Source organism: Herpetosiphon giganteus (assembly GCF_016907925.1).
Classification (GTDB): domain Bacteria; phylum Chloroflexota; class Chloroflexia; order Chloroflexales; family Herpetosiphonaceae; genus Herpetosiphon; species Herpetosiphon giganteus.
Map to the genome: position 1 here is coordinate 57,257 of NZ_JAFBCZ010000018.1, position 19,769 is coordinate 77,025.

The window sequence follows — 19,769 nt, forward strand, 5'->3', positions numbered from 1 at the left end:
ATAGTCCTCGACTAAGCAGGCTCGATTAAATTCAAATCAAAAATACGCGCAAAAATCTCAATAATTCGTTGTTGCACATCGCTCAACGCTGGCGCGACCGGCAACAGCTCGGCCAACGACGTTACGCCATAATCGTGAATGCCGCAAGGCACAATCGCTGCAAAATCATCCAAATTGGTCGTAACATTCAGGGCAAAGCCATGCGAGGTAACGCCACGGGTGTTGGAGCGCACGCCAATCGCGGCAATTTTGCGATCGCCAACCCAAACCCCAGTATAGCCAGGAAAGCGCCGCGCACTCAAGCCATATTCAGCCAGCAGCTCAATAATCACTTCTTCAAGCATGCGCAGATATTGGTGTAAATCGCGGCCATGATCGCGAATTTGCAAAATTGGGTAGCCCACCAACTGGCCTGGGCCATGATAGGTAATATCGCCGCCGCGATCAACCTCGATCAGGGCTGCGCCGCGTTGTTGCAAACTTTCGGGGCTGACCAACAAGTGTTCGTGGCCGCCAGAACGCCCAATCGTGTAGGTTGCTGGATGTTCCAACAACACCAAGGTATCAGGAATGGTTTCGGCACTGCGTTGGCTCACTAAATGGCGTTGTAATTCCCAAGCAGCTTGATAATCGAGCATGCCGAGAATTTGCACATCCAATTGGCGTTGAGCTTGTTGAATCGTCATAAAGGCATCAAACTAATCATATCGCCGCCGAATGGTGATGGTTGGCTAAGCCGACTACCATAGGTCGCAGGCTCGCTCGCCGCCCAATCTGCATAATCAGCGCTATATTGACCATTAAAGTAGACATGCACCACTTGGTTGTGGGTTACACGGCTCATCGCATCCCACACTTCATTATCATCATCGGAATAGGCCACCAACATCGCGCGCTCAGGTGCAAATTCATCTTCCTCTGGCGGAATCACCAAGCCAAGCCATTGATTCGGATAGCGGGCTTCGATGGTTTCGATGGCTTCGGTATGGCCGCGAGTTTCCATCGCGGTATATGGGCAACCACAATTGCAACTCACGCCACATTCGGCGGTGCCACATTTGCCGGTTGAAACGCGTCCGCCGTGGTCGGCAGTGGTTAATTGGATTAAAACAGGCATAGGTTAAACTCACAAGTTGAGAACAAACGCTCTGCGAGCATGATAGCACAATCAAGTTATTTGCACCCAAATCGCTAGCAATTGAGGAATTTCTGCTATACTAGCACGCTAGTTAGCCGCACATTTCGCGCAAACCTAGTTGCTTATGCTCCGTCAATGCCAAGCAATTCAGCGGAGGTACGATAAACAATGAAGAGTGTTGATCCAACTCAAGCAGCGTTAGCGCCGGAAGCTGCCGAAGCTCTGTTGCATAGCTTGAAAGCTCGCTTTGAGCAATGTATGCAGCGCCATCCATCGCTGGAATGGGCCAAAATTGAAGCAAAACTAACGGCCCAACCGGCCAAACTGTGGTCGCTCAACGAAATGGAGCGCACTGGTGGCGAGCCGGATGTAGTTGGCTACGATCCAGCAAGCGATCAATATCTGTTTTATGATTGTTCGATTGAAACTCCCAAAGGCCGCCGCAGCATCTGTTACGATCGCGCTGCGCTGAATGCGCGCAAAGAACATAAACCAGCAACCAGTGCCCAAGATATGGCAGCAGAAATGGGGATTGAATTGCTGAGCGAAGCAGATTATTGGGCTTTGCAACAGCTTGGAGCATTCGATACCAAAACATCAAGCTGGATTCAAACTCCGCCCGCGATTCGCGATCATGGCGGCGCGCTCTTCGGCGATTATCGCTATAACCATGTTTTTATCTATCATAGTGGTGCCGATTCGTATTATGCTGTACGCGGCTTTCGGGGCTTGATCCGCGTCTAAAGTGGATTTAGCGCTCGCGTCGCGGCACTCTATGCTACGCCAATAGAAAGGTCGATCAATGGTTGGACGTGAACTTTATCGGTTGTTGCAATGCCCTACCTGTAACTCACGGGATTTGGCGGTGTATGCTGAGCATGTGCTCTGCGCTGGCTGCCGCAACGAATATCCCATTCACAAGGGCTACATTGATTTAATGCCGCGCCAAACTGAATTTGATTATATTTCGAAATATGTTTCCGAAGAAGAAAGTATGGGCGAGGAGCTTGATTATCGTGAGATGGCTCCCCCGTTGCTGGCAGCAGGCGTGCGCCATCGCCAAATTCGGCGCATGTTGGCGCTCAAGCCGACCGATATTGTGTTTGATAATGCCTGTGGCAATGGACGCTTTGGCTTGTGGAACGCCGATGCAGTTGGCTTGATTGTTGGCAGCGACCCAGCGGTGCTCTTCGCCGACCAAGCCCTTGCCGAGATGGAATTGGCTCAAGCTGATTCGCGGCGCTTGCCATTTGTCGATGGTGCATTCGATAAATCGCTCTCGGTCGATGTGCTCGAACACTTCCCACGCGATGTAATTCACGATTATTTGGTCGAAACTGCGCGCGTGTTGCGGGTTGGCGGGCGGGTGGCAATCTTCTCGAATACCCGCGAAATGTCGCCAATTCAGCCAATTATCAATATTTCCAAGCGCTTGGGCAAATTCTTCGTCAAGCAAGGCGTTTACGATTTCGAGCGCGAAGCACGGCGTAAATCCGACCACATCAAAGACCTCAAAACTTGGGATGATGTGGAAGCGGCCTTGGTTGAAGCAGGCTTGAAGCCGGTTAAAGTTGTATTTTGGAATAGCGTTTTCACCTCGTTCGTTGAGCATGTGCTAATGAAACTGGGCGAATCGTTGATTGCCAAACGCAAAACTGCCAAAGCTGCCAGCGCTCCCGTGCTGACCGACGAGGCCGTTAATGCCTCGGCAGGCGCACAACGCGAAATCGTGGCCCGGCGCGCAATGCGTCGCCACCTGACCAAAAACTCGCCAATTTACTGGGCGCTGTATCTGGTCACGCTGCTGATGGAGCTTGATTTGTGGTTGTTTGGCTGGATGCGCACCGGCCCGTATTTCGTATTGGCCGAAAAGGTCGAAGGCCGCTATGTGCCAGCGCCCTTGCCCGCCGAAGAATAAAAAATCAGCCCTGTTGCTCAGTCGAGCAGCAGGGCTTTTTTGATTAATGACAGTCCCTCACCCCAACCCCTCTCCCGTGGCGCGGGCGAGGGGCTTTAAGTCCTTGGTTCTTGCCCAATTCGTCCATGAACACTGGCGGCTCCCCCTCGCCCGCGTCTAGTGGGAGAGGGGGTTGGGGGGTGAGGGAATTTCTCCTTAACATTCATCAGCGCAACATTCATCGTTTTCGTGGCGCACGATCATGCTAATTGGCAGGATTGTGTTTTCGCTGCTTGGGGTTTTGCCTTCGATCATTTCGATCAACACATTGGCGGCGGTCGTGCCTAAATCGTACATTGGCTGGTGCAACGAGGTCATGCTGGGGTTGAGGCTGGCAGCAGTTGGCACATCATCAAAACACACCACGGTTATATCATCGGGAATGCGCAGCCCAGCTTCGTGCAAGGTGCGCAGCACGCCAGTTGCCATCACCGCGCTGCTCACAAATAGCGCAGTTGGCCGTGGTTGCAAAGCCAACAGTTGCTGAATTGCGCTTTGGCCGCCTTGTTCGCTCTCTGCTCCCGTCACAATCAAGGCTGGATGAATTGGCAAACCAGCTTCTTGATAGGCTTGTTGATAGCCCTCAATTTGATCATGGCTGGCTGGAGTGTGTAATGAGCCAATAATCATGCCAACTGATTCATGACCAAGCGCCAGCAGATGTCGAACCGCTTGATAGCTACCAGCAAAATGGTCAATATCGACCGTCACAATATGGTGTAAAAGCGGGTGTTTGCCGACCAACACCATCGGCACGCGATCAGCAATCAGTTGCGGTAGCAAGGGATCATTGATCGTATTCGGAATCACGATGCGGCCATCGACGCTGCGACCATGCAACAATTTGGTCGCCGGATCATCAGCCCGATTGGCGCTATCGAGCGAAACCATCAAAACGTAGCCCTTAGCGTTACAGGCTTCAGTCATGCCTTGCAGCAAATTCGAGAAGGTCGGATTGCGAAAGATCGTCGCGGTGGTTTCGGAGATAAACACCGCAATAACTTTGGGTCGTTGCCCTGCCAAGGTGCGGGCCGCTGCCTGCGGCGTATAATGATGCTCTTCCATCACTGCCAACACCCGTTCGCGCACTTCCGCTCGCACATGTGGCTGGTTGTTCAGCACCCGCGAAACAGTCGCAATCGAAACTTGGGCAATTTCGGCAATTTGTTCAATCGTAATCGATGGCATAATCCGACCTTCTAAACAACTTGTATCGCAAGGCTGACAAGCGCGCCAAACTTACTGGCGCAATCCTTGCTGCGCTGCCCAACGAACAAACAGCGCTAGGCTTGCTAAAATGGCGAACCACGGCTAAGCAATGGGAGCGGTTCCGCGATTTGCGCCGCTTGCACCTACATAGGGTTTGGCAGCATTGTTTTTGCAGCAAGCGTAAAGCCTATTTTGGCATAATCAGCCATAAAATTGATCAGACTTTCGCCTGAAAAGGGCAAAATTGGGCTTCAGGCAAGTCAGCGACGCTTAAATAAAACACTCCCAGCGCAGCAGCCCTCATCGGGAGAATCAAGGCTAATCCGCTGGGAGTGCAAGGAGAGTATGCTTCGAACACGCGCGGCTCGCGAATCTCGGTTTTTGGAATGTGTTTGCCGCACATGCTCCAAAGACCATTATCAGACGAAACGCTGAAGCAACGCTTGTGTTTCTGAAACGTTACAGAAGTATAGCACAGCAATGCTGCACATGCAATAGACTTATTACAATGATTTGAATAACGCGGCACAACTGCTGCTATAGCCAAATCGGTTAAAAAATAGCTGGGGATTGTATGAAGTATCGTGAATATCGCATTAGTGCGCCAAACGTGCGCTCGTTATGCTGGAACAATAATAGTTTGATCGATTGGGTTGCTGGCGGAACGCGCTACCAGCTTGATGGCAAGATTAAGCGTTCGGCCACGGTCTATCCGTATCCTTTTGATGCGGCGGTGCAATCGGCCTCAGGCGAGGTAGTGGTCATCTATCAACGCTTGGGAACGAAGGGGTTGGTGCTTAAAAGTGGCAAGATTGTGCGCGAAATTAACCGCAGTTATTACTACGCCGATAGTTATGAATACCCGATAGCCGTGTTGCAACATGCCGATTTGAATGATGTGCTGCTCCACTGTCCCGATAAGCACAATCAACTTGATCTGGAAGATGTAGCAACTGGACGGCGTTTGACTGAAGGCTGGAAGCGCAAGCCAGTTGATATTTTTCATTCGCGCTTGAGCGTCAGCCCCAAAGGCACCTGGGCGGTAAGCGCCGGTTGGCAATGGCAACCAGCCCATACCGTGGCAATCTACAAAGTCGATGAGCTATGGTCAGAGCCGCAAATTCTCGATACCGAAGGCTTTTGCCCGCCAATCAAAGTTGATATTAGCTCGGTCAGCTTTTTAGATGAACAAACCCTGCTGATCATCACCGATGAGTTTGCCAACCTCAATGCAAATTTGGTTGATACGCTGGTGCAACGACGCGGCGCACATAGCATTGGCTACTACGATTTGGAAAATCGCCAATTTCGGGCAACTGTACAGGCAGCAGAAATCGTGGGCACGGCCATGGCCCTAAGCGAGCGCTATGTGGTCGGCTTCTTTGATCATCCCAAAGTATTCGATTGCACAACCGGCAAAGTGGTGCAGCGTTGGCCCGAGTTAGCCACTGGCCGCCAAACCCACAGCATGATTGGCAGGCTTGACCAAGCGCTCCCGCCAACCGCCTTCGACCAAGCAAACAAGCGCTTTGCCGTTGCCGACGAAAAAGGCATTACCGTGATCGAATTGGATTTGTAGGATATTAATTAATGCATGATTTGCTTGAATATCAAACCCAGCGCGATGGTTTAATTGCCCAGTTACGCACAACGCTCGCAGCCGATCAGCGCTTTGTGGCTGGTTGGCTGGTTGGCAGTTTTGGCCGCAATGCTGCTGATGCAGTCAGCGATCTTGATCTGATGGTGATAGTGGCCGAGGCGGCAAGCGCCCAATTATGCGCCAAACCAGCGATTAATCGCGCCACCACAACTCCTGAACGAGCTGCCTTGTTTACAACATTTGGCCCAATTGCCGCCTTGTACGAGGCCCATCACAATGCACCAGCAGGCGGAACCCAAAGCTTTGTCTGCTATCAAGGCACTGGCTTGATTGTGGATTGGACGTTAGTTCCAGCTGACAAGGCGCTGCGCCCAGTCGATGCGCTGATCTTGTTTGAGCATGAGCCAATTGCCGTGGCTGCTGCCCCTCAGGCTGAGCCAAATCCAGCTGAATTAATCAAAGAACGGGTAGCGTTTTTTTGGATGATGAGCGCAGTCACGATTAAATATCTGATTCGCAAGGATCATGGGTTTGTAACGACATGGCTGGAGGAATTGCAACGGATTGTGCTTGAAGTCGAACGCTTAATCGAACAGCGACCATGGAGCTACCAGCATGGCTCGCGCAGCCAGTTTGCGGCCACAACCCTCGCCCAAAAACAGGCAATTCAAGGCCTGATTGCAGCAATGCAGCACTTAACCTCGCCGCTTGCTGAGCTTAGGCACGCGCCTTTACCAGAGCTTGAGCGTTTGTTGGCATTGGTTGAGGATAATTAATTCAAAAAGCTCAGCCATTCGCGCTGTGCTCCATCCACAAAACAATCACAGTCCACTAGATACATATTAGGGGGTGCTGGGGGATGAAAACCCCCGGCGTTTCCCTCCGGCGGAGGGACGGAAGGGTGGCGAACCAATACCTAATTATGAGCAATTGTCGATTACAAATCAATTGACAAAGAACCGCAATCAACATAAAGCCTACCCTCATCAGGAAACTCCAATGGTACAATAGCCGCTGCTGATGTGTAGATTGGGGCTGGCGATGCGACGAAAAAAACCATTAGATTGGGCAACTCTTGGGCCAATTGCGGTGCTTTTGGGCTTATTGCTGTTAATTGTCAACCAGCTTAATCAACCAAAAACTCGTTATGCCCCGCTAGGTGCCTATTTCAGCGATGCTGCTGCCAGCGTGCCGCAAAGCCAAGTTACGCCACTACCCCCAACCACCTTGCAAGCGATTGAACAAAGCAACACCGCCGGAAGTTCCAATCAAATCGATTTGGTGCTTGAAACCGAGCTGTATCAAGACCAAAGCAACGAATTGGCGGGCGAGTTGCAAACAGCGCTCGATTATGTTCAGGAGCGCACCAATATTCGCCTCAATGAACGAGTGACCGTCGTCATTAGCCAGGATGCCCAATGTGGTTTTCATGGCGTGACCTACTCCGATGTGCGGGTAATTTACATTTATAGTTGCGCTGGGGTTGCTCGCAGTCGCGTCGTCAATATCGCCGCTCACGAATTTGTGCATCAATTGCAACAAGATCGCTATGGCGCTGCCCATTTGAGCGCCGACTTGGCGCTGTCCGAGGGTTTTGCCACGTGGGGCGCGGGCCGCTATTGGCTTGGCAGTGCCAACGATTTTAGCAGTTTTGCCCGCGACTATCGGGCCAACGGCCAAGCCTTGCCGCTTGCCACGCACTACGCCAACGTTGGGATCGACGGCATGAATGTGCTCTACTATCAATGGGCGAGCTTTGTCGATTATTTGATTAACAGTTATGGCCGCGAAGCCTTCGATCAGTTGTATGTTTCTGGTGGAGAGCGTCAGCCTGGTGCTGCAAATTATGCGGCAATCTACAATCGCTCCTTTGGTTTGTTAGAGGCTGAATGGCAGCAAACACTCAATTAGGCCGTGCTACAATGGCCCAAGCAATTGTTCTAAGGAGAGTCTATGCAACCGCCGTTTGGTCCAAATTTGCTTGAATTAGGCCCGATTATTATTCGAATGTATGCGATTGCCATTTTGAGTGGCGCGATGATGGGTGGCTGGTTGGGTGCGCATCGCGCGCGCGCTCGTGGCTATAATCCCAACATCGTGTGGGATTGGTTGATCGTTGGCTTGATTTTGGGCGTTGCCGGGGGCCGAATTTGGTATGTCGCCTCGTCGTGGCCGCAATATCGCGATGGCCCATTCATCGACATGATCAACACCACCAAAGGCGGGCTGGCAATTCACGGCGCAATCGTTGGCGCAGTGCTCACGGTGATTATCGCCTCGTGGCGCACCAAAACCAATGCCCTGACATGGATGGATATTATGGCTCCATGTTTGAGCGTTGGCCAAGCAATTGGGCGCTGGGGCAATTTTTTCAACAACGAAGCCTATGGCGGCCCCGTCAATAATGGCCTGCCTTGGAACTTAAACATTCCCGCCCAATATCGGATTCGTGGCACCGAACAATACGATGCAGCAACCCGCTTCCACCCAACCTTCCTGTATGAATCATTCTGGAATTTGGGCGTGTTGTTCGCAATTGTGTTTATCGAGCGCCGCTTTCGGGGCCGCTTGCGCAACGGCGATTCATTGCTAATCTACGGCGTGCTCTATTCAATTGGCCGCTTCTGGATCGAAGATCTGCGGGTTGATAAGCTGTGTACTGGCGGGGTTGGCGGCGCTGCCTGTGGCGATAGCCTTTCAACCGCCCGTTTAACCAGCATTGTTTTGATTGTGGTTTGTAGCAGTTTGTTTGTGCTGCGCCGCGCCTTACAACGCCGCCCACCAGCCAGCAGCTACCAACAATGGGATAATCCTTGGCAACCAGATCCAAGCGAGCCAGCCAAAGCCGCCGCTTAATCAGCAATAGAGCTTGGGGTTACTGCCTCAAGCTCTTTTTGCGCAACAATCAGCCCCTAAACCACGTACCTTTTGCAAGATTTTCTCCCAATTCTGGCCATTTTCTGCGATGTTCTTTTTGAGAAAGGGCTTATTATGTTTGGCGTTTTGCGTGGGTGCTCGCCGCACCTCGATCAATCAACCCATGCCGCTTGGTGGAGCCATATTTGTGGCATGTGCCTCACATTGCGCGATCAGCATGGCCAAGTTGCCCGCATCACCACCAATTACGATGCGGCCTTGCTTTCGGCGCTCTACGAAGCGCAACGCCCTGAACAAGGCGCACGGCGCACGAGTGTTTGTGCTTTGCGCAGCTTTCGGGCGCTCGATGTGGTAGCGGCTGATGATCATGGGTCGCGCTATGCATCAGCGGTCAGTTTGCTGATGGCAGCAATTCGGCTGCGGGATAATGTGGCCGACCGCGATGGCTGGGCTGGCAAAGTGCCCTTCGTTGCCAATGGCGTGGCCAAGCGCTGGGATAAGCAGGCAGAGCAAACCGCCCGTGAATTGGGCTTTGAGCCAGCTTTATTGCGCGAACAAGCAGTTGCCCAAGCAGCAGTCGAAGCCTTGCCCAACGCCGATTTTTGCACCTATTCAGCGCCAACCGAGGCCGCTGTGGGCGCGGCCTTTCGGCATACCGCGATTTTGGCCAACCAGCCAAGCAACGCCGAGCCGCTGGAGCATATGGGCCGCATGTATGGGCGCATGATGTTGCTGCTCGATAGCTATGGCGATTTTGCCGAAGATCAAGCGCGTGGCCATTTTAATGCCTTGAATGCTACGCCCCAAGCCGAATTGCGTACCACCGCGCATAAAATTTTCAACGATGCCTTGGCAAGCTTGCGCCAACACTGGCAACGCTTAACGCTTTTGCAAGCGCATTTGGTTGAAGTGCTGTTGCTGAATATGTTGCCAGCAATTGGCTCAAAAGCTTTTGGGGCTTGCAAACGCCATAGTTTGGTCTGCGCTACTGCATTGCCAGTGGCCGCCGCCTTGTTGCCAGCCATGGCCAGCGATTACGACGACGACCCTTCGCGCCGCGACCCCAACCGCGCCTACACTGGGCCAACACGAGCGCTCAAACCCCACGAAAACCCAGAGTATCAAGGCCAATATCCACAACAACCGCCCTACCAAGGCCAACAATATCCTTCACAATATCCGCCACCGTACAATCCCAACGATCCAGGGATGTTACCACCTGGCACGTTGCCGCCAGCCAGCTCGCATCCAGCGCCGCAGGGCCATTATCAAGATAGCAAGCGCGATGTAGCCTTAGGTGCGGCCTTGTGTTGCTGCCAAAGCCGCCGCCATTCGCATCGCTCGCGCAGCCGCTGTTGTGATAGTGATTGCTGTGATTGTTGTCAATGTTCATGTTTATGTTGCGATGCAGCTGATCTATGCGAAGGCGGCTGTAGCTGTTGCGAATGCGGGAGTTGCTGCGAATGCGGGAGTTGCTGCGATTGCTAAATTAAAAGCTAACCCCGCCATGCGTCTAGGCTGCATGGCGGGGTCGCAGTGTGTATCTGTAAGTTTTTAGGCGCGAGCAGTAATTTGGCGGCCAGTCAAGCGTGGGCTGAGCAAGTTGTCGAGCGCCAATGAGCCTGAACCAAGCAAGACCAAGGCAAGGCTTGCCCCAATCAAAGCCAACACATATTCGTAGCCACCAGTTTGTGATGAGAAGCCATTTTCTAAGTGCACAGTTACCAAGGCCACAACCATGGCAATTGCTTCAGCCACTGCAACATAGCGGGTAAAGAGGCCGAGAATCAACATAATCCCGCCAATCAGTTCAGTCGCAATCAACAAAACTGCCATAAAGGTTGGCGCTGGAATCCCAAGGCTGCCCAAAAAGACAGCAGTGCCTTCAATCCCACCATTGAATTTTTCCCAACCATGCATAAAGAAAATAAAACCAACCACAATTCGCAAAATAGCGATCCCAAACCCTGGCTTATCGAGTAATTTATTGATACTTGCCATGACCGTGTGCTCCTTTCAAGCAGAGGTGAATTTCAAACCTCGGCCACTATAAAGCTAGATAGTCCGAAACAACGTCCTTGCCCACGTCCCAAAGGTCAATAAAAGATTAATAAACGATGAAGTAGCGATGAAGATTGCTGAGAATTCCAGCTAACAAACTTAATTTTAGCCACACCCACGCATAAACGTGCGCAAACAGCAAACCAAAAAGCCTTTAGTTCGCAATCATTCTTGGGACATCCACAGCATGAAAAAGCCCCTCACACGCTAGGCATGCGCGGGGTTGGGGTAAGCTTACAAAAGGAAGTTATGAAGATCCCCTCACCCCAACCCCTCTCCCATTCGATGGGAGAGGGGCTTTAATGTCGTAGTTTTTGCATGATTGGTGGTAAAAACGGGTGCTCCCCCTCGCCCGCGTCAAGTGGGAGAGGGGGTTAGGGGGTGAGGGCATATTCAATTTATTTGGCAGGGGCACTTTGGCGTTTAACCGCAACATCGGTTTTGCGATGTTGCAAGTGCTCGGCAATCACATACGAGCCAATTACGAAGGCCGCAGCCGCAACTTGTGAGGCAATGCCTTCCCACGTTGCATAGAAGCCTAGCCACATATTGGCCCAATACGGAATTTCAAGGCTGCGAATTGGGTGCAGCGGCATCCAACCAACCAATTGCATAATGTGCACCGTGTTGCCAACCATAATCAGTAGCACCGCGCCAATCATCACGCCAGTAACGATCAGCATTTTCTTATGCGGTAATTTGGCTTGCAAACCAAAGACCAGCACGCCAACTAAGGCTGTGCCGCCAAGGCCCAGCGCAACCCCGCCAAGCACCACTTGAGTGCTGGCTTCGAGCACCAGCGCTTGCAAAAAGAGTACGGTTTCAACGCCTTCGCGATAGATGCTGGTAAAGCCCAAGGTTATCAAACCTAGCCAAAGCCCAGCTTTGCCGCCGATAATTCGGCGTTTTTGGGCATGGAAATTGGCCATCCAGCCTGTCCAATAGACTTTGTGGAAGAACCAGTTGGTGATCAACAGCAACACGCCAATCGCAATCAACGAAACAATCGCCTCGATTTTTTCTTGATCGCCACGCCGAATCAGTTCGTTGATCAGGCCGCGTGCCAGCAACCAGGTCAGTACAGTAGCCACCATCGCCAAGACTGCGCCAATCCAAATTGGCTTGCGATACGTGCGTTGTTCGCCAATTTTGAGGCTGGCGAGCAACGAGGCCAAAATCAATACGGCCTCTAAGCCTTCGCGGAACACAATCACGGCAGCGCTGGTAGCCACAGCTTCTGGGGTGCTGGAGCCACCAAGGGCATCTTGCGCCAAATCAAGTTGTTTATCCAAGGCTTGGCGGCTGGCGCGAATATCGCTCAATGGCGCTTTTTGGCGAATCAACTCTGCAAGGCCAGTAAATTCGTCTTTGCCATACCAAAAAAGGTTTTCAATGGGGGCTTTGTATTCTGGCGCAAATACAATCAAGCGCGCTTCTGGGCCAGATTCGAGCACAGCGTAGGCTTCCAAACGCGCCGATTCGGCCAGATCATATTGATCGCCAGCAACAGCATTTTCCATTTGATCGAGCATTGAATCGATCACATCGAAATCGCCTTCGAGGCTCGATTTTTGCCACTCGGCGGGCATGATTGAAGCCAAGGTTGTGTTAATGCTATCAATTTTGGCTTGCACTGCATCGGGTTCGGCGACGCTGGTGCGTTGAGCCGCAGCGGTCAGGATTGTTTCCAATTCGCGTAGATCGCTGGCAACTTGTTGGGTTTTAGTTGGATCAATTTCGACCAACAAGCTTTCGAGGTCGCTGAAGGCAGCAGCAGCACCATTGCGGAAGGTCGTGGCTTCTTGAATTTCGAGGTCAAGTGTGACTTGGCCGTTGCGCACGCCACGTTCATATTCAACAGGCACAAGGCTCAAGAATCGGCGCAATTGACCAGCGCGGCGCACTTGTTCCGCTGGGCTTAGTGGAGCCGCCCGAAAGCCGCTGAGCGAGCCTTCAAACGTTGTAATTGCCGTTTCGAGGTTGGTGTTGCTTAGCGCTGCTTCGCGCAAGGCTTGAGCATTGGTTAATGCACTATCAGCTTTATCAGGATGTTGCCCACGATAGGCTGGCTCTAAAATATTAAAATAGCCTTGAATTGCTGCGCCTGCCTCTGCTTGTTGAATCCGATTGCCTTTTTGGGCAGCGCTACGCAGGGTGCGCAAACTTTCGTTAAGTTTGGCTTGGTAGGTATCCAACAAATCGGCATCGAGGGCAATGCGAGCATCGGCGGCGCTATAGGCTGCTTGTTTCCATTGCTCGATCGCGCGGGCGGCATCGCCGTTGGGGCGTGAAAAGCGGGTCGCATTGCGAAACTCGCGGACTGGCAGCCATTGCAAGGCTTGTTCAGGCTTGCCGGTATCGATTGCTTGGCCGACGATGCCATAGCTCGCTTTGAGCAAATCAATCCAGAGCAAGGCGCGCTGTTGAGCAAAGGCCGCAACATCGTTCGCAGCCAAGGCTTGATCTAAATCTGCCCAGCGTGTGGCGATTTCAGTAGCCTGTTGGGGAGCCAAGCTGGTCAAATCCTTGGCCAGCGCTTGATCATATAAGGCTTGGGCTTCGCTGACCAAACGTTTGGCGTTGGCAGCATCAGTTGTGAGCGATAATTGGGCTTGCACCAACAACGAACGCACCGATTCGCTGGCCTGGGCTGGTGATGGTTCGGCGGCCATGGCCGACCATGGCAATAAAGCAACGACCAACGCCAGCAAAAAACGACGCAACCACATACAAGCTCCTAAAATTGTGGTTTGCTGCTGCTCACAATGGGCAACAGCAAAATAAACCGACAAAGGACGTGAACTGTATGCCAACAGTTCACGCCCTTTACTGCTTAAGTTTTGTGATGGAGGGACGCACACCCAAACTCCATCGACCTTGCTCCGGCGCAACTTCTTTCTCACTGAGCGCATAGGTATACCTGTGATACAAGCAGTATACCTATTTTGGTTCGATTTGCGAATCAGTTCGGGAACCGATTTTTAGCCTAACCTACAATTTTTAGCTTATTCGCTAATTTTCACGTTCAAGCGAGCAGCAATTTGGCTAACTTGGCCGGTAATTGCATCGGCACGATTTTGGGCTTCAGCACCAAGCAAATCGGCTTCTTCAGCGGTAAAGCGTTGGCCAGCTTGTTCTTTTTTGTGCACATCGGCAACAAAATCGCGCAGACCTTGTAAGTTGGTCTTGATTTGGCGATCTTGGTCGGCATCGAGCGTAGCAATTTTGGGGCTAAGGCTGTCGTAGACAACTTGCAAGCTGCCCAAAATATCGCCAATGTCGGCCAAACGTGAGATCGCCACGAAATCGCGTTGGGTGCTGCTAGCGCCAGCAACAAAGCGCGAGTTCTTCCACGAATCGAAATATTCGTTCATGGTTGGCACCATCACGACCAAGGCGCTGAAGGCATCACTGTCGGTTGGTTCCCAGGCTTTGGCGGCGGTATCAAGCTCGGTTGCGGTGGCTTTGAGCTTTTGGGTGGCAGCCAACAACACATTCGCTTCTGGCAACGATTCGCCAAATTCAAGCGTGCCGTTGCCGTTGATATCGGCTTCAACATCGGTGATGCGGAAAGCATCGTAGGTGCCCCAGAGCGTGCTTTCGGTTACGCCAAACAAGTTGCCTGGTTTGGCAACCGTGCGACCATCAGCCAAGCTCAAATCGTAGTTGACCACGCTATCGCCGCCTTCTTCAGCCGAAGCGCCAGCGTCAAGCGTTACGTCGAAATCGGCCAAGCTGCTTACGCCTGCAACGATCCCTTCCATTTGTTCGTAGGTAGGGCTGGATTTCAACCAAGCTGCTTTGGCATCGTTCAAGGTCGTGCCAACCTCAGCTTGCTTGCTGCTCCAAAGCGTTGCATAATCGAAATTAGCAGCTTTTGCCAAATCATAATAGCGTTGGCTAGCGGTTTCCAAAGCGGTGGTACTGGTGATCAAATCGCCAGTTTTGCCCAAAAGATAGGTCTTGATTGCGCCAAGTTCGCCAGCGGCGGCGGCTTGGGTTGGTTGCGTGGTAGGAGCAGCTTCTTCAGCACCACAGCCGAAAAGCACTGCCACGAGCGTTAATGCACAAAGCCAACGATACATGAGCCAGAAACCTCCAAATGCCAAGGTTTAGTTAAATCATTTAGTACGGAAAAAACAGTTTTTATTGTGATTGGCAGAGTATACGTCGCGCTATTGGTTCTGTCAAACGAGAATGATTCTTAGATTTAGCTGCCGAATCGAGCCTAAAGCTGCGTCAACGCGAGGCCAAGTCAATGGTACAATTTGTGATATTACAGCACAAGGAATCCCACTTAAGAACCTGTGCTGGAACATTCTATATTTGAGAAAGGAACAATTGAATGCTAAGTGACATAGCCAGCGAGCTAGGAATTGTCTTGGTATTGCTGGTTGCCAACGGGGTTTTTGCTGCATCGGAGCTAGCCATGGTTTCGGCGCGGCGTTCTCGCTTAGAACAACAAGCCGCCGATGGCGATCTTCGGGCAAAGAAGGCCCTGCAACTCGCCGACCAACCTGATCGTTTATTAGCCACCGTTCAAGTTGGGATCACATTAATTGGTACGTTTGCAGCAGCTTTTGGGGGCGCGAACATCAGCAAACCCTTTGCCGAATATCTGAAAACGATTCCTGCGCTCGAGAGTTATGCCGATTCAATTGCCTTTACGGTGGTTGTATTGCTCATCACCTATCTTTCGTTGATTATTGGTGAGCTGGTGCCAAAACGCTTAGCTTTGTTGCATGCAGATACGATTGCGCGCAACCTTGCGCCGTTGCTTTCGTGGCTTTCGTGGCTCACCCGCCCAATCGTTTGGGTGCTTACCAATTCATCAACTTTGATTTTGATGTTGATTGGCCAGAACAAAAAACCTGATTCTAGCGTTACCGAAGACGATATTTTGTATATGACCCGTGAAGGGCGAGCCGGCGGCACGGTGGCCTTGCACGAAGAAGCGTTAATCTCACGGGTTTTCGATTTTTCGGATCGCACGGCACGCATGCTGATGACCCCCCGCCCCGATGTGGTAGCGGTCAGCGCCAATACGCCACTTGCTGAAATCACCAAAATTGCAGTTGAACATGGCTATTCGCGCATGCCAGTCTACGAAGGCGATTCGCTTGACCGCTCGATTGGCACGATCTATATAAAGGATGTGTTGCCATCGATGTTGGGCAACGACCAACGCCAACTACGTGAATTGGTGCGCCCGCCAACCTATGTCTTGGAGCACGAGCCAGTTTCCAAAATGTTGAGCCTGTTTCGCCGAACTGGCTCGCATATGGCCTTGGTGGTCGATGAGTATGGCCAGATTTCGGGGATTCTGACCCTCGAAGATGTACTTGAAGAACTGGTTGGCGATATTCGCGACGAATATGATTCGAACGAAGAACAAACCATGGTCAAACGTGATGATGGCTCATGGCTGATCGACGGCTCTGAATCCTATGCAGTAATTGCTGATCGTTTAAATATTGCAATTAATGATGCCAACGATTTTGTGACGATTGCAGGCTATGTGCTAAACGAACTGCATCGATTGCCAAATGTTGGTGATCATGTGGCTTGGGATGATTACGATGTTGAAGTGATCGATATGGATGGGCGGCGGATTGATAAAGTCTTGATCAAAAAACGCGCCTAAACTGCTTGATCGATAATTGGCAATGACGAAGCTCGTTTGAGTTTCGTCATTTGCGTTAATCACGAACCTGTTGAATTAATTGTTGATAAAGCCCGTCACGTGTTTACAACAAGAGGTGATATGCTTGATTTAGATCGTGCTTTAGCCCAATTTCCTGTGTTGGAGACCGAGCGCCTGATCTTGCGCCAGCCAGTTTTAGCTGATCGCGACCCCATGTTTGCGATTATGGCCGACCCACAGGTCTTGCGCTATTTTGGTCAATTGCCAATGGAAACGCCTGAGCAAGCAGAAAATCGCTTGAACAGTCTCAAACGATCGTTTAAGCAAAAAATTGGTGTGCGCTGGGCCATTACCTTACGCGAGCATGGCGAGTGGATTGGTTCAGGTGGGTTTTGGCGATTTGAGAGCGAGCATGCACGGGCAGAAATTGGCTACGAATTGGCAGCGCACTATTGGGGCAAGGGCATTATGACCGAGGCCTTGCAGGCGATTCTCCAATTTGGCTTTGAAAACCTTGGCTTGCATAGCGTCGAAGCCCAAATTCACCCTGAGAATCAAGGCTCGCGGCGAGCGCTCGAAAAAGTTGGCTTTCATCAAGAAGGGCTGCTGCGCGAGAACTATTTTGATATTGTTGAAAACCGCTTTACCGACACCGTAGTCTTTGGCTTGCTTGGTGCTGATTGGCGGGCGGCGCAGGCCAAAAAGATTAACAACGGTTAAGCCAAAGCTTTGACTTTTTATCGGCGCTACGGTAGCATAACGAGCGATTGAAAACCCATGGAGGTTCTTACAGATGCGCAAACACATGTTGGCTAGCCTTGTTGTGCTAGCACTCTTGGCTGGTTGTTCAACCACCGGTTCAGCTCCAACCACGGCTCCGGTTACCAACCAACCAACCAATCCGGCCCCAGCCCAAACTCCCGCCAGCTACCCAACGCCAGCAGATGGCAACGTAGTTGTTGAGCCAACCTTGGAGCCAGGCCAATACCCAGTTCCCAACTCGCAACCAACGGCCTACCCAACTCCCTAGGGTTGCACGGCCTTAGTGGTAGTGATATACTATAATCAGTATGAAGTACACAGACCGAAACGTGGGTGTCCCCCACGTTTCTTCTTGTCAACAAGGTTAACCAACGCAGGGTGGCTCCATCAAAGCAGGTATTATGTCGATACCTGACCCACTGCACCCCTAAGCGAGGCTAGATATGAAAAGTGATTTTTACGCAGCTATTTCACAGATTGCCGCCGAGCGCGGCATTCCCCGCGAGTCGGTGCAGGATGTGGTCGAGCAAGCCCTAATCTCCGCCTATCGGCGTTATTTGGGCAATAATCCACCACCCGTTGACGTTAAGATTGAATTAGAGCCAAATACTGGCCGCATTCGAGTTTACGCTGAAAAGCAAGTTGTCGATGAAGTGATGGATGATCGCTTCGAGATCGACATTGAAGATGCGCGCAACGTACGGGCCGATGTTGAAATTGGCGAAACCGTGTATGTTGAAAGCACGCCCGACGATTTTGGCCGGATTGCCGCTCAAACTGCCAAGCAAGTTGTGCTCCAACGAATCAAAGAAGTTGAACGCGACCATATTTATGGCGAATACTTTGATCGTGAAGGCGAAATTGTTACGGCAACCGTACAGCGCACCGCCAAAGGCAACGTCATTTTAGAAGTTGGGCGTGCAGAAGCGATTCTGCCGCAAAAAGAGCAAATTAGCCACGACAACTATCGCCATGGCCAGCGGCTTAAAGTCTATTTGATGGAAGCCCGCCGTGATGATCCCCGTGGCCCGCGCTTGGTGGCCTCGCGCACCCACAAAGATTTGATCAAACGCTTATTTGAGATGGAAGTGCCCGAAATTTATAACGGCACGGTTGAAATTAAATCAATTGCCCGCGAACCAGGCTTACGCTCGAAAGTAGCCGTCCATGCCCGCCAAGAAGGCATCGACCCGGTTGGCTCGTGTGTGGGGATGCGCGGGATTCGGATTCAAAATATTGTCAATGAACTGAACGGCGAGAAGATCGACGTGGTGCAATGGGGCGCTGATATGCGGGTATTTATTGCCAACGCCCTCAGCCCAGCCCAAGTCGTCGAAGTTCATCTTGATGAAGGCGAGAAAACGGCCACCGTGGTCGTGCCAGATAAACAATTGTCGTTGGCAATTGGCAAGGAGGGCCAAAACGTTCGTTTGGCAGCCAAACTGGTTGGTTGGCGCATCGACATCAAGAGCGCATCTTCACTCCTTGAGGAAGAACGCGCTGCTGCCGAAGTGCGCGAAGCTGCCGCGTCGGAACAAATGCTGCAAGAAGCAGCGCTTTCAACCGCCAAAGTCGAAACCCGCAAGGTTCGCGTCGATTCCTTGGTTACCTATCAAGGGCGACAATACGGCCCATTGCCAGCAGAGATTATTGGCGAAGAAGTCGCTTTGCGCGCCGCCGCCCAAAAACTCAATATTTATTTCAATGACAAGCTCATTGCTAGCTATATCATCGATGATGAAGCTGGCGAGAGCGACGAGACGGATACCGAGGCATAGCCTATGGCTGCTCAAAAGCAGTCGCCGCGCCCACGCCATGTGCCACAGCGCATGTGTGTTGCTTGCCGGCGTACCGATAATAAACGTCAGTTGGTACGTCTTGTACGCTTGGCCGACCAAAGTGTTGTGGTCGACCCAAGTGGCAAGCAAGCGGGCCGCGGTGCATATCTCTGTGCTGAACGCCCATGTTGGACCAATGCGCTAAAGCGCGGGGCCTTAGAGCGAGCCTTGCGCGTCGAATTGAGCGCGATTGATCAGCAGGCTCTGCAAACAATTGCTGATCAATTTCCCGATGCTGACCCAGCGGTGGAGGCTGCGATGAACTAAGCCGCATCACTGCCTTCGCCTCTGGCTTCAGCTTCCCAAGCCCTTAAACACAAGTTTCGTGTTGGGCATTAGGAGGACCATAGATGCCAGTTTCTCAAAAAAATACCCGCGATGGCGTAAGTGATCGCGCAAACAATCGCAAATCATTCTCTGCTAGCAGCGGCGGCAGCGGTGGTAACCGTGGCGGCGGCGGCGGTGGCGGTGGTGGCAACCGTGGCGGCGGCGGCGGTGGCGGTGGTAACCGCAATCGGCCTCAATCGTCTGGTGGCGCACGCCCTACCCGTAGCGGCGAAGACGACCGTAACCGCACAGGTGGCGGTGGTGGCGGCGGCGGTAACCGCAATAATAATAACCAAAACCGTAGCGGCGGCCCTGGTGGCAATCGCGGCGGCGGCGGCGTTCCTCCACGCGGCAGT

The 19,769-nt window shown here is 51.9% G+C and carries 18 protein-coding genes; 12 read left to right on the plus strand and 6 right to left on the minus strand.

What is annotated here, in order from left to right; translation table 11 throughout:
* Window positions 1-11: 11 nt before the first annotated feature.
* Window positions 12-686: a lipoyl(octanoyl) transferase LipB gene (lipB, locus tag JOD20_RS16435; RefSeq protein WP_204756310.1), complete on the minus strand. Its 675-nt coding sequence runs from the start codon at window positions 684-686 to the stop codon at window positions 12-14.
* Entirely contained in the window at window positions 683-1,117 is a 435-nt protein-coding gene (locus JOD20_RS16440; protein ID WP_204756311.1) for a hypothetical protein, read from the minus strand. The genes lipB and JOD20_RS16440 overlap by 4 nt, the downstream gene beginning before the upstream one ends.
* Window positions 1,118-1,306: 189 nt before the next feature.
* Between JOD20_RS16440 and JOD20_RS16445 the strand changes: the two genes are divergently transcribed.
* Both JOD20_RS16445 and JOD20_RS16450 read left to right on the plus strand, forming a co-directional pair.
* The gene (locus JOD20_RS16445) at window positions 1,307-1,882 is read left to right on the plus strand and encodes a DUF4256 domain-containing protein (RefSeq protein WP_204756312.1); all 576 of its coding nucleotides are present in this window, start codon (window positions 1,307-1,309) and stop codon (window positions 1,880-1,882) included.
* A 58-nt stretch (window positions 1,883-1,940) separates the two neighbouring features.
* Window positions 1,941-3,056: a class I SAM-dependent methyltransferase gene (locus tag JOD20_RS16450; protein ID WP_204756313.1), complete on the plus strand. Its 1,116-nt coding sequence runs from the start codon at window positions 1,941-1,943 to the stop codon at window positions 3,054-3,056.
* Window positions 3,057-3,251: 195 nt separating this feature from the next.
* On the opposite strand, the gene JOD20_RS16455 is transcribed toward JOD20_RS16450, so the two are convergent.
* Complete coding sequence (locus tag JOD20_RS16455) at window positions 3,252-4,283, minus strand: LacI family DNA-binding transcriptional regulator (RefSeq protein WP_204756314.1); 1,032 nt, start codon at window positions 4,281-4,283, stop codon at window positions 3,252-3,254.
* A gap of 595 nt (window positions 4,284-4,878) precedes the next feature.
* Here JOD20_RS16455 and JOD20_RS16460 point away from each other — a divergent pair.
* From JOD20_RS16460 to JOD20_RS16480, 5 genes are all read left to right on the plus strand, one after another.
* A complete protein-coding gene (locus JOD20_RS16460) occupies window positions 4,879-5,883 on the plus strand; it encodes a YncE family protein (protein WP_204756315.1) in 1,005 nt (334 codons plus the stop codon).
* Window positions 5,884-5,894: 11 nt separating this feature from the next.
* Window positions 5,895-6,680 (plus strand): hypothetical protein, encoded by a 786-nt coding sequence (locus JOD20_RS16465; RefSeq protein ID WP_204756316.1) that lies wholly within the window; start codon window positions 5,895-5,897, stop codon window positions 6,678-6,680.
* A 265-nt stretch (window positions 6,681-6,945) separates the two neighbouring features.
* A complete protein-coding gene (locus JOD20_RS16470; protein ID WP_204756317.1) occupies window positions 6,946-7,815 on the plus strand; it encodes a hypothetical protein in 870 nt (289 codons plus the stop codon).
* A 42-nt stretch (window positions 7,816-7,857) separates the two neighbouring features.
* Window positions 7,858-8,760: a prolipoprotein diacylglyceryl transferase gene (gene lgt / locus JOD20_RS16475; RefSeq protein WP_204756318.1), complete on the plus strand. Its 903-nt coding sequence runs from the start codon at window positions 7,858-7,860 to the stop codon at window positions 8,758-8,760.
* A gap of 135 nt (window positions 8,761-8,895) precedes the next feature.
* Window positions 8,896-10,269, plus strand: a complete 1,374-nt coding sequence (locus JOD20_RS16480) for a DUF5685 family protein (protein ID WP_204756319.1) — start codon at window positions 8,896-8,898, stop codon at window positions 10,267-10,269.
* A 66-nt stretch (window positions 10,270-10,335) separates the two neighbouring features.
* On the opposite strand, the gene JOD20_RS16485 is transcribed toward JOD20_RS16480, so the two are convergent.
* The 3 genes from JOD20_RS16485 to JOD20_RS16495 form a co-directional block, all read right to left on the minus strand.
* A complete protein-coding gene (locus JOD20_RS16485; protein WP_204756320.1) occupies window positions 10,336-10,782 on the minus strand; it encodes a DoxX family protein in 447 nt (148 codons plus the stop codon).
* A 458-nt stretch (window positions 10,783-11,240) separates the two neighbouring features.
* Entirely contained in the window at window positions 11,241-13,571 is a 2,331-nt protein-coding gene (locus JOD20_RS16490; RefSeq protein ID WP_239583897.1) for an FTR1 family iron permease, read from the minus strand.
* A 276-nt stretch (window positions 13,572-13,847) separates the two neighbouring features.
* Window positions 13,848-14,927, minus strand: coding sequence for an EfeM/EfeO family lipoprotein (locus tag JOD20_RS16495; protein WP_204756322.1), 1,080 nt, complete (start codon window positions 14,925-14,927; stop codon window positions 13,848-13,850).
* A gap of 260 nt (window positions 14,928-15,187) precedes the next feature.
* Between JOD20_RS16495 and JOD20_RS16500 the strand changes: the two genes are divergently transcribed.
* The 5 genes from JOD20_RS16500 (at window position 15,188) to rnpM (ending at window position 19,353) form a co-directional block, all read left to right on the plus strand.
* Entirely contained in the window at window positions 15,188-16,486 is a 1,299-nt protein-coding gene (locus tag JOD20_RS16500; RefSeq protein WP_204756323.1) for a hemolysin family protein, read from the plus strand.
* Between the two features lie 120 nt (window positions 16,487-16,606).
* Window positions 16,607-17,206, plus strand: a complete 600-nt coding sequence (locus JOD20_RS16505; RefSeq protein ID WP_204756324.1) for a GNAT family N-acetyltransferase — start codon at window positions 16,607-16,609, stop codon at window positions 17,204-17,206.
* Window positions 17,207-17,279: 73 nt separating this feature from the next.
* A complete protein-coding gene (locus tag JOD20_RS16510) occupies window positions 17,280-17,516 on the plus strand; it encodes a hypothetical protein (RefSeq protein WP_204756325.1) in 237 nt (78 codons plus the stop codon).
* A gap of 175 nt (window positions 17,517-17,691) precedes the next feature.
* A complete protein-coding gene (gene nusA, locus JOD20_RS16515) occupies window positions 17,692-19,026 on the plus strand; it encodes a transcription termination factor NusA (RefSeq protein WP_054532403.1) in 1,335 nt (444 codons plus the stop codon).
* Window positions 19,027-19,029: 3 nt separating this feature from the next.
* Window positions 19,030-19,353, plus strand: coding sequence for an RNase P modulator RnpM (gene rnpM / locus JOD20_RS16520; protein ID WP_054532402.1), 324 nt, complete (start codon window positions 19,030-19,032; stop codon window positions 19,351-19,353).
* The last annotated feature ends 416 nt before the right edge of the window (window positions 19,354-19,769 follow it).

What these genes read in the sequence shown, in the direction of transcription:
- lipB (WP_204756310.1), bottom strand. Translation starts at nt 686, where the DNA reads ATGACGATTCAACAAGCTCAACGCCAATTGGATGTGCAAATTCTCGGC.
- JOD20_RS16440 (WP_204756311.1), bottom strand. Translation starts at nt 1,117, where the DNA reads ATGCCTGTTTTAATCCAATTAACCACTGCCGACCACGGCGGACGCGTT.
- JOD20_RS16445 (WP_204756312.1), top strand. Translation starts at nt 1,307, where the DNA reads ATGAAGAGTGTTGATCCAACTCAAGCAGCGTTAGCGCCGGAAGCTGCC.
- JOD20_RS16450 (WP_204756313.1), top strand. Translation starts at nt 1,941, where the DNA reads ATGGTTGGACGTGAACTTTATCGGTTGTTGCAATGCCCTACCTGTAAC.
- JOD20_RS16455 (WP_204756314.1), bottom strand. Translation starts at nt 4,283, where the DNA reads ATGCCATCGATTACGATTGAACAAATTGCCGAAATTGCCCAAGTTTCG.
- JOD20_RS16460 (WP_204756315.1), top strand. Translation starts at nt 4,879, where the DNA reads ATGAAGTATCGTGAATATCGCATTAGTGCGCCAAACGTGCGCTCGTTA.
- JOD20_RS16465 (WP_204756316.1), top strand. Translation starts at nt 5,895, where the DNA reads ATGCATGATTTGCTTGAATATCAAACCCAGCGCGATGGTTTAATTGCC.
- JOD20_RS16470 (WP_204756317.1), top strand. Translation starts at nt 6,946, where the DNA reads ATGCGACGAAAAAAACCATTAGATTGGGCAACTCTTGGGCCAATTGCG.
- lgt (WP_204756318.1), top strand. Translation starts at nt 7,858, where the DNA reads ATGCAACCGCCGTTTGGTCCAAATTTGCTTGAATTAGGCCCGATTATT.
- JOD20_RS16480 (WP_204756319.1), top strand. Translation starts at nt 8,896, where the DNA reads ATGTTTGGCGTTTTGCGTGGGTGCTCGCCGCACCTCGATCAATCAACC.
- JOD20_RS16485 (WP_204756320.1), bottom strand. Translation starts at nt 10,782, where the DNA reads ATGGCAAGTATCAATAAATTACTCGATAAGCCAGGGTTTGGGATCGCT.
- JOD20_RS16490 (WP_239583897.1), bottom strand. Translation starts at nt 13,571, where the DNA reads ATGTGGTTGCGTCGTTTTTTGCTGGCGTTGGTCGTTGCTTTATTGCCA.
- JOD20_RS16495 (WP_204756322.1), bottom strand. Translation starts at nt 14,927, where the DNA reads ATGTATCGTTGGCTTTGTGCATTAACGCTCGTGGCAGTGCTTTTCGGC.
- JOD20_RS16500 (WP_204756323.1), top strand. Translation starts at nt 15,188, where the DNA reads ATGCTAAGTGACATAGCCAGCGAGCTAGGAATTGTCTTGGTATTGCTG.
- JOD20_RS16505 (WP_204756324.1), top strand. Translation starts at nt 16,607, where the DNA reads ATGCTTGATTTAGATCGTGCTTTAGCCCAATTTCCTGTGTTGGAGACC.
- JOD20_RS16510 (WP_204756325.1), top strand. Translation starts at nt 17,280, where the DNA reads ATGCGCAAACACATGTTGGCTAGCCTTGTTGTGCTAGCACTCTTGGCT.
- nusA (WP_054532403.1), top strand. Translation starts at nt 17,692, where the DNA reads ATGAAAAGTGATTTTTACGCAGCTATTTCACAGATTGCCGCCGAGCGC.
- rnpM (WP_054532402.1), top strand. Translation starts at nt 19,030, where the DNA reads ATGGCTGCTCAAAAGCAGTCGCCGCGCCCACGCCATGTGCCACAGCGC.